General features: G+C 74.5%; 9 protein-coding genes. 7 read left to right on the top strand and 2 right to left on the bottom strand.

Annotation, left to right across the window (positions count from 1 at the left end; translation table 11 throughout):
- The first annotated feature begins 23 nt into the window (after nucleotides 1-23).
- From AC4OR8_RS15140 to AC4OR8_RS15160, 5 genes are read left to right on the top strand one after another with little or no spacing between them, the layout of a single operon-like run.
- Nucleotides 24-281: an antitoxin gene (locus AC4OR8_RS15140; RefSeq protein ID WP_492166392.1), complete on the top strand. Its 258-nt coding sequence runs from the start codon at nucleotides 24-26 to the stop codon at nucleotides 279-281.
- The gene (locus AC4OR8_RS15145; protein WP_492166393.1) at nucleotides 278-445 is read left to right on the top strand and encodes a hypothetical protein; all 168 of its coding nucleotides are present in this window, start codon (nucleotides 278-280) and stop codon (nucleotides 443-445) included. Before AC4OR8_RS15140 ends, AC4OR8_RS15145 begins: the two co-directional genes overlap by 4 nt.
- Nucleotides 442-933, top strand: a complete 492-nt coding sequence (locus tag AC4OR8_RS15150) for an NUDIX hydrolase (protein WP_492166394.1) — start codon at nucleotides 442-444, stop codon at nucleotides 931-933. Before AC4OR8_RS15145 ends, AC4OR8_RS15150 begins: the two co-directional genes overlap by 4 nt.
- Nucleotides 934-956: 23 nt before the next feature.
- Nucleotides 957-1,235, top strand: a complete 279-nt coding sequence (locus AC4OR8_RS15155; protein ID WP_492166395.1) for a hypothetical protein — start codon at nucleotides 957-959, stop codon at nucleotides 1,233-1,235.
- Nucleotides 1,232-1,453 carry a hypothetical protein gene (locus AC4OR8_RS15160; protein ID WP_492166396.1) on the top strand — a complete coding sequence of 74 codons (222 nt, stop codon included), beginning with the start codon at nucleotides 1,232-1,234 and terminating at the stop codon, nucleotides 1,451-1,453. Before AC4OR8_RS15155 ends, AC4OR8_RS15160 begins: the two co-directional genes overlap by 4 nt.
- 125 nt (nucleotides 1,454-1,578) lie before the next feature.
- Here the strand turns inward: AC4OR8_RS15160 and AC4OR8_RS15165 are convergent, their stop codons facing one another.
- Nucleotides 1,579-2,394: a hypothetical protein gene (locus AC4OR8_RS15165; RefSeq protein ID WP_492166397.1), complete on the bottom strand. Its 816-nt coding sequence runs from the start codon at nucleotides 2,392-2,394 to the stop codon at nucleotides 1,579-1,581.
- 232 nt (nucleotides 2,395-2,626) lie between these two features.
- A complete protein-coding gene (gene miaB / locus AC4OR8_RS15170) occupies nucleotides 2,627-4,120 on the bottom strand; it encodes a tRNA (N6-isopentenyl adenosine(37)-C2)-methylthiotransferase MiaB (protein WP_492166398.1) in 1,494 nt (497 codons plus the stop codon).
- Nucleotides 4,121-4,269: 149 nt separating this feature from the next.
- On the opposite strand from miaB, the gene AC4OR8_RS15175 reads away from it, so the two are divergent.
- Both AC4OR8_RS15175 and AC4OR8_RS15180 read left to right on the top strand, forming a co-directional pair.
- On the top strand, nucleotides 4,270-5,046 hold the full coding sequence (locus AC4OR8_RS15175; protein WP_492166399.1) for an amino acid ABC transporter ATP-binding protein: 777 nt from the start codon (nucleotides 4,270-4,272) through the stop codon (nucleotides 5,044-5,046).
- A 29-nt stretch (nucleotides 5,047-5,075) separates the two neighbouring features.
- Nucleotides 5,076-5,963, top strand: coding sequence for a glutamate ABC transporter substrate-binding protein (locus AC4OR8_RS15180; protein WP_492166400.1), 888 nt, complete (start codon nucleotides 5,076-5,078; stop codon nucleotides 5,961-5,963).
- The last annotated feature ends 81 nt before the right edge of the window (nucleotides 5,964-6,044 follow it).

A 6,044-nucleotide genomic window follows, 5' to 3' on the forward strand; every position in this document is an offset into this window, starting at 1 on the left:
TGGCCCCCGACCAGGAGGCGACGATGGGCTTTCTCGACAAGGCCAAGCTCGACAAGGTCAGGCGACAGGTCGGCGACGCCGTCGACAAGCACGGCGACAAGATCCACGGCGGGATCGACAAGGCCGCCGCGGCGGCCGACAAGCGCACCGGTGGCAAGCACAGCGACAAGATCGCCAAGAGCGTGGCGAAGGCCAAGGACGGCCTGACCAAGCTCGACGGCGGCGACGGCCGCGGTCCCGGCTCGACCGGCCCCACCGGCCCGACGGGCGGCCCGCGATGAGCCAGCCGGTCCCCGAGGAGCGCAACGACGCCTACGACCTCACCGAGCCGCCCCCCGGCGAGCACGCCAGCGAGCTGACCGACGGCGCCGAGCCCGACGAGGCCGCCGAGCACCTGCAGGAGGAGAACGCCGAGGCCTCCGAGGAGCACCAGCCCTCCCAGTGAGCCACCCCCTCCCGCCCCGGCCGCCGGACCGCTTCGTCGTGGTGCCGGCCGCCTACGTGTACCTGCTCCGCGAGGGCCCCCGCGGCACCGAGGCACTGCTGCAGCTGCGCCGCGGCACCGGCTTCATGGACGAGCACTGGGCCGCGGCCGCCGCCGGCCACGTCGAGCGCGGCGAGACGGCGTACGACGCCGCTCGGCGCGAGGCGCGCGAGGAGCTCGACGTCGGCGACCTCGACCTGCACTTCGTCACCACCATGCACCGCACCCGCGGCGGGGAGCCGATCGACGAGCGCGTCGACTTCTTCTTCACCGCCCGCGCCTGGACCGGTGAGCCCCGCGTGGTGGAGCCCGACAAGAGCGCCGGCCTGCAGTGGTGCCCCCTCACCGCCCTCGGCGACCTGCCGCAGCCGGTGGTGCCGCACGAGCGGCACGTGCTCAGCGCGATCGCCGCCGGCACCACCACCCCCTACACCCCTCACGGGTTCTGACCGCCCCACCACCAGGAGCACGCATGAACGACAACGACATCACCGGCGACCTCGGCCCGCAGCCCGAGCCCGAGACCGAGCCCGGCGAGACCCCGCCCGGCGGCGTCGACGCCCACGACGTGCCGGAGGAGGACGAGCACACCAACCTCGTGCCCGACCTGCCTGCGTCGGCCAACCCCGCCACCGAGGACGTCCCCGCGGAGACCCAGGAGCTGGAGGACACCAGCACCGCGGCCACCCGCACGGAGGGCGGCCAGGAGGAGGGCGCCGACGCCGAGGGCGGCGAGGACGCCCCGGTATGAGCGGCGACCGGCACGACCCGCAGGTCGACCCCACCCAGGACCCCGAGTACGGCATGGGCGTGAGCAGCGAGCGCGAGGGCCCCACCGGCCCCGGTCAGCACGGCAGCCACGGCACCCGCGAGACCGGCCTCGCCGGCCTGCCGGACGACGGCACGGACGACCCCCCGGGTGACGCGGCACCCGCCGACGTGAGCGACGAGCCCCGCCCCGACGCCTGAGCGGGACGGCCGGGCACGGTCGGCTGAGCCGGACGTGCAGTGCCGCCCGCGGTGCCCGGCCGGCCCCTGGCCTCGCGCCACCTCGCCTCGCGCGTGGTCGGCGTGCCGAGCACTGGACGTTCGACTCAGCCGGTCAGGCAGGCGGCGCACAGTGGCCGGGAGCGCCCGGCCACTGCGGCCGCCAGCACCTGGGCCACCCGGTCGGGGTGGCCGACCACCTCCTCGTAGGAGAACCGCAGCACGAGCCACCCCGCCACGCTCAGCGCGTTGTAGCGGCGGGCGTCGACGAGGTCGGGGCGGCCGAGGAACGTCGGGTCACGGATCGACACCTGCGCCCGGACGGCCAGCCCCGGTACGTCGATCGCCACCGCCCGCAGCGCCGACTCGAACGGCCCGGTCGACTCGGACGTGGCCTCCGCCGCCACCCGGCGCACCCGCGCCGAGGCGGGCCCGCGCACGTCGCGCGCCACCCGAGCCAGGCTGGACGGTGCCACCCCTACGCGCAGGGCGGAGTCGGCGACCGCCAGGCCCTCGGCCAGCGGCAGCGTGCGCAGGCAGTCGCGCAGTGTCCGCTCCGGGGTGGTGACGCCGTCGCGCACGTCGTCGGGGCCGACGTCGGCCCAGTGCACCTGCACGTCGCCCACGGCCGGGCGCACCACCTTGCGGTTGCGGGGCACCGTGACCACCGGCCGCGACGGCGGGTGCAGCACCGGCCAGCCCCACAGCTGCGCCGCGCTGAGGTGGGAGACCGTTCCGGTGAGGCGGTGGGCGGCTGCGCGCGCGTCGTCGACCGCGGGCGGCGCGTAGCGGCCCCGCGCCAGCGCGACCACGTCGCCGGCGGCGAGCGCACGATCGACCGCCGCGCGGTCACCGGTGGCCACCACCAGGGCACGCCGGGTGGCCACCCCGCCCAGGCGGGTCAGCACCTCGACGACGGCCACCCGCTGATCGTGCCGCCCCCGACCCCGGGACGGTCTGTCCTCTCCACAGCCGCGGAGTCGGACGTGCAGTGGCCCGACCGTCGGCGCGTACGGCCCGCCGTTGCGGGGCGCCGCGAGCGCGGCGGGGACCGACGGTCGGGCACTGCACGTCCGGGTCGGGGGTCTCCATCCGCACGCTGCGCGTCCACGCACGGCGAGCGCGGGGCGAGCGTGTCGAGACCCGCGGCCGGGGTCAGCGGCAGGCGGGGGCGGCGGGCAGCGGGGCGGGGACGCCGACGCCCGGCATGCCGAGGCCCACGCCGAGCGGCGCGGCGGGGGCCGCCGTCCGGGCCTGCCAGGCGTCGCCGGAACGGGTGCGGCGCACGCCGACGACATGGTCGGCGACGAGGTGGTGGGGTGCGGCGTAGGTGACCTCGGCGGTGACCATGTCGCCGGGCCGCACGACGCCGTGCTCGGGGCCGGGGGTGGCGAAGTGGACCAGCCGGTTGTCGGGGGCGCGACCCGAGAGCCGCTGCGTCTCGACGTCCTTGCGGCCCTCGCCCTCGGCGACCATCAGCTCGACGGTGCGCCCCACGACGGCGCGGCCCTCGGCCCAGGCGACCGCGCTGACCAGCTCGGCGAGGCGGCCGTAGCGCTCCTTGACGACCTCCGGCGGCACCTGGTCGGGCAGCGTGGCGGCCGGGGTGCCGGGCCGCTTGGAGTACTGGAAGGTGAAGGCGCTGGCGAACCGGGCCTCGCGCACCACGCGCAGGGTCTCGGCGAAGTCGGCCTCGGTCTCGCCGGGGAAGCCCACGATGAGGTCGGTGGTGATCGCGGCGTCGGGGATGGCCGCCCGCACGCGGTCGATGATGCCGAGGAACTTGGTGGAGCGGTAGGAGCGCCGCATGTCGCGCAGCACCTTGTCGGAGCCCGACTGCAGCGGCATGTGCAGCGACGGCATCACGTTGGGGGTCTGCGCCATCGCCTCGATGACGTCGTCGGTGAACTCCGCGGGGTGGGGCGAGGTGAACCGCACCCGCTCCAGGCCCTCGATCGTCCCGCAGGCGCGCAGCAGCTTGGAGAAGGCCTGCCGGTCGCCGAACTCCACGCCGTAGGCGTTGACGTTCTGCCCGAGCAGGGTGACCTCGCTGACGCCCTCGTCGACCAGGGCCCTGATCTCGGCGAGCACGTCGCCGGGACGACGGTCCTTCTCCTTGCCGCGCAGCGCCGGCACGATGCAGAACGTGCAGGTGTTGTTGCAGCCCACCGACACCGACACCCACGCCGCGTAGGCGGAGTCGCGCTTGGTGGGCAGGGTCGAGGGGAAGACGTCGAGCGACTCCAGGATCTCGACCTGCGCCTCCTCCGCCACGCGCGCGCGCTCCAGCAGGACCGGCAGCGCCCCGATGTTGTGGGTGCCGAACACGACGTCGACGTACGGCGCCCGGTCGGTGATCGTCGTGCGGTCCTTCTGCGCCAGGCACCCGCCGACGGCGATCTGCATGCCCGGGCGGGCGGCCTTCACCGAGGCGAGGTGGCCGAGGTTGCCGTACAGCTTGTTGTCGGCGTTCTCCCGCACCGCGCAGGTGTTGAGCACCACGACGTCGGCCTGCTCGCCGCGCGGCGCGGCGGCGTAGCCCGCGCCCTCCAGCAGCCCGGTGAGGCGCTCGGAGTCGTGGACGTTCATCTGGCACCCGTAGGTGCGGACCTCGTAGGTGCGGGGCGGGTGCGCGACAGTGCTGCTCATGACCCGCCCAGGGTACGGCGCGGGCAGCGGCCCGGCAGAACCCGCGGGCCGCCGTCACCGCGGCGCCAGGTCACATGTCGGTGACGACCCCGCGACGGGGCGGCGCAGCGATGGTCCGGGGGGCGCGGATGTGAGTAGTCTCCGCAGCCATGACCGTCCAGGAGCAGGCACCGACGCCATCCGCGCAGGGCGAGCCGCTCGTCGTGCTCGACGGCGTCGACAAGTGGTTCGGCCCGCTGCACGTGCTGCAGGGCATCGACCTCACCGTGCACCGCGGGGAGGTGGTCGTGGTGATCGGGCCGTCGGGGTCGGGCAAGTCGACGCTGTGCCGCACGATCAACCGGCTGGAGACCATCGACCAGGGCACCATCACCCTCGACGGCCGTCCGCTGCCGGAGGAGGGCAAGGCGCTCGCCGCCCTGCGCGCCGAGGTCGGCATGGTGTTCCAGAGCTTCAACCTCTTCGCCCACAAGACGATCCTGCAGAACGTCACGCTCGGGCCGGTGAAGGTCCGCAAGATGAAGCAGGCGGACGCCGACCGGCTCGCGCGCGAGCTGCTCGACCGCGTGGGGGTGGGCCACCAGGCCGACAAGTACCCCGCGCAGCTCTCCGGCGGCCAGCAGCAGCGGGTCGCGATCGCCCGCGCGCTGGCGATGGAGCCCCAGGTGATGCTCTTCGACGAGCCCACCTCGGCGCTGGACCCGGAGATGATCAAGGAGGTCCTCGACGTGATGGTCGACCTCGCGCGGCGCGGGATGACGATGGTCGTGGTCACCCACGAGATGGGCTTCGCCCGCACCGCCGCCGACCGGGTCGTGTTCATGTCCGACGGCGCCATCGTGGAGGAGGGCACCCCGGAGGAGTTCTTCACCAACCCCCGCACCCCCCGCGCCCAGGACTTCCTCGGCAAGATCCTCAAGCACTGAAGCCCCCCACCCCACCAAGGAGACCCACGATGCGTCTGACCAGGATCACCACGGCGGCCGCGGCCCTCGTGCTCACCGGGAGCCTCGCCGCCTGCGGCGACGCCGGCAGCGACGACGCCGCCTCGACCGACGTCGACGTGGCCGAGAACGCCGCCGACGAGTTCGAGGACGGCACCCGCATGAAGGAGCTCGCCGAGGACGGCGAGGTCGTCATCGGCGTCAAGTACGACCAGCCGGGCATCGGCTTCAAGGGCGCCACCGACGACTCGCCGGTCGGCTTCGACCCCGAGATCGGCAAGATCCTGGCCGCCGACCTCGGCATCGCCGCCGAGGACATCACGTGGAAGGAGACCATCTCCGACAACCGCGAGCCCTTCCTCGAGGCCGGCGAGGTCGACCTGGTGATCGCCTCCTACTCCATCACCGACGAGCGCCGCGCGGTCGTGGGCCAGGCCGGCCCCTACTACGTGACCGGCCAGCAGCTGCTGGTGCGCTCCGACAGCGACATCGACAGCATCGACGACGTGGAGGGCACCGAGGTCTGCTCGGTCACCGGCTCCACCTCGCTGGAGAACATCGAGGCCGAGGGCGCCCAGCCGCGCGGCTTCGACACCTACTCCGAGTGCGTCGACCAGGTCGCCAACGGCACCGTCGACGCGATGACCACCGACGGCGCGATCCTGCTCGGGTACGCCGCCGAGGCCCCCGACGACCTCAAGGTCGTCGTCGAGCCCTTCTCCGAGGAGCGCTACGGCGTGGGCTACAGCAAGGACGCCCCCGAGATGTGCCAGTGGATCACCGACACCCTCACCGAGGCGCAGGAGGACGGCACCTGGGGCGAGGCCTTCGAGGCCACCCTCGGCCAGTCCGGGGTGGAGACCCCCGAGCCGCCGGCCATGGACGAGTGCGAGGCCTGACCCGCTGACGGTCGCGGGGGGGGGGGGGGCCCCCCCCCCCCCCCCACCCCCCCCCCCCCCCCCCCCCCCCCCCCCCCCCCC

The organism is Nocardioides sp. FY1077 (genome assembly GCF_058681775.1).

What these genes read in the sequence shown, in the direction of transcription:
- AC4OR8_RS15175 (WP_492166399.1), top strand. Translation starts at nt 4,270, where the DNA reads ATGACCGTCCAGGAGCAGGCACCGACGCCATCCGCGCAGGGCGAGCCG.
- AC4OR8_RS15140 (WP_492166392.1), top strand. Translation starts at nt 24, where the DNA reads ATGGGCTTTCTCGACAAGGCCAAGCTCGACAAGGTCAGGCGACAGGTC.
- miaB (WP_492166398.1), bottom strand. Translation starts at nt 4,120, where the DNA reads ATGAGCAGCACTGTCGCGCACCCGCCCCGCACCTACGAGGTCCGCACC.
- AC4OR8_RS15155 (WP_492166395.1), top strand. Translation starts at nt 957, where the DNA reads ATGAACGACAACGACATCACCGGCGACCTCGGCCCGCAGCCCGAGCCC.
- AC4OR8_RS15160 (WP_492166396.1), top strand. Translation starts at nt 1,232, where the DNA reads ATGAGCGGCGACCGGCACGACCCGCAGGTCGACCCCACCCAGGACCCC.
- AC4OR8_RS15180 (WP_492166400.1), top strand. Translation starts at nt 5,076, where the DNA reads ATGCGTCTGACCAGGATCACCACGGCGGCCGCGGCCCTCGTGCTCACC.
- AC4OR8_RS15145 (WP_492166393.1), top strand. Translation starts at nt 278, where the DNA reads ATGAGCCAGCCGGTCCCCGAGGAGCGCAACGACGCCTACGACCTCACC.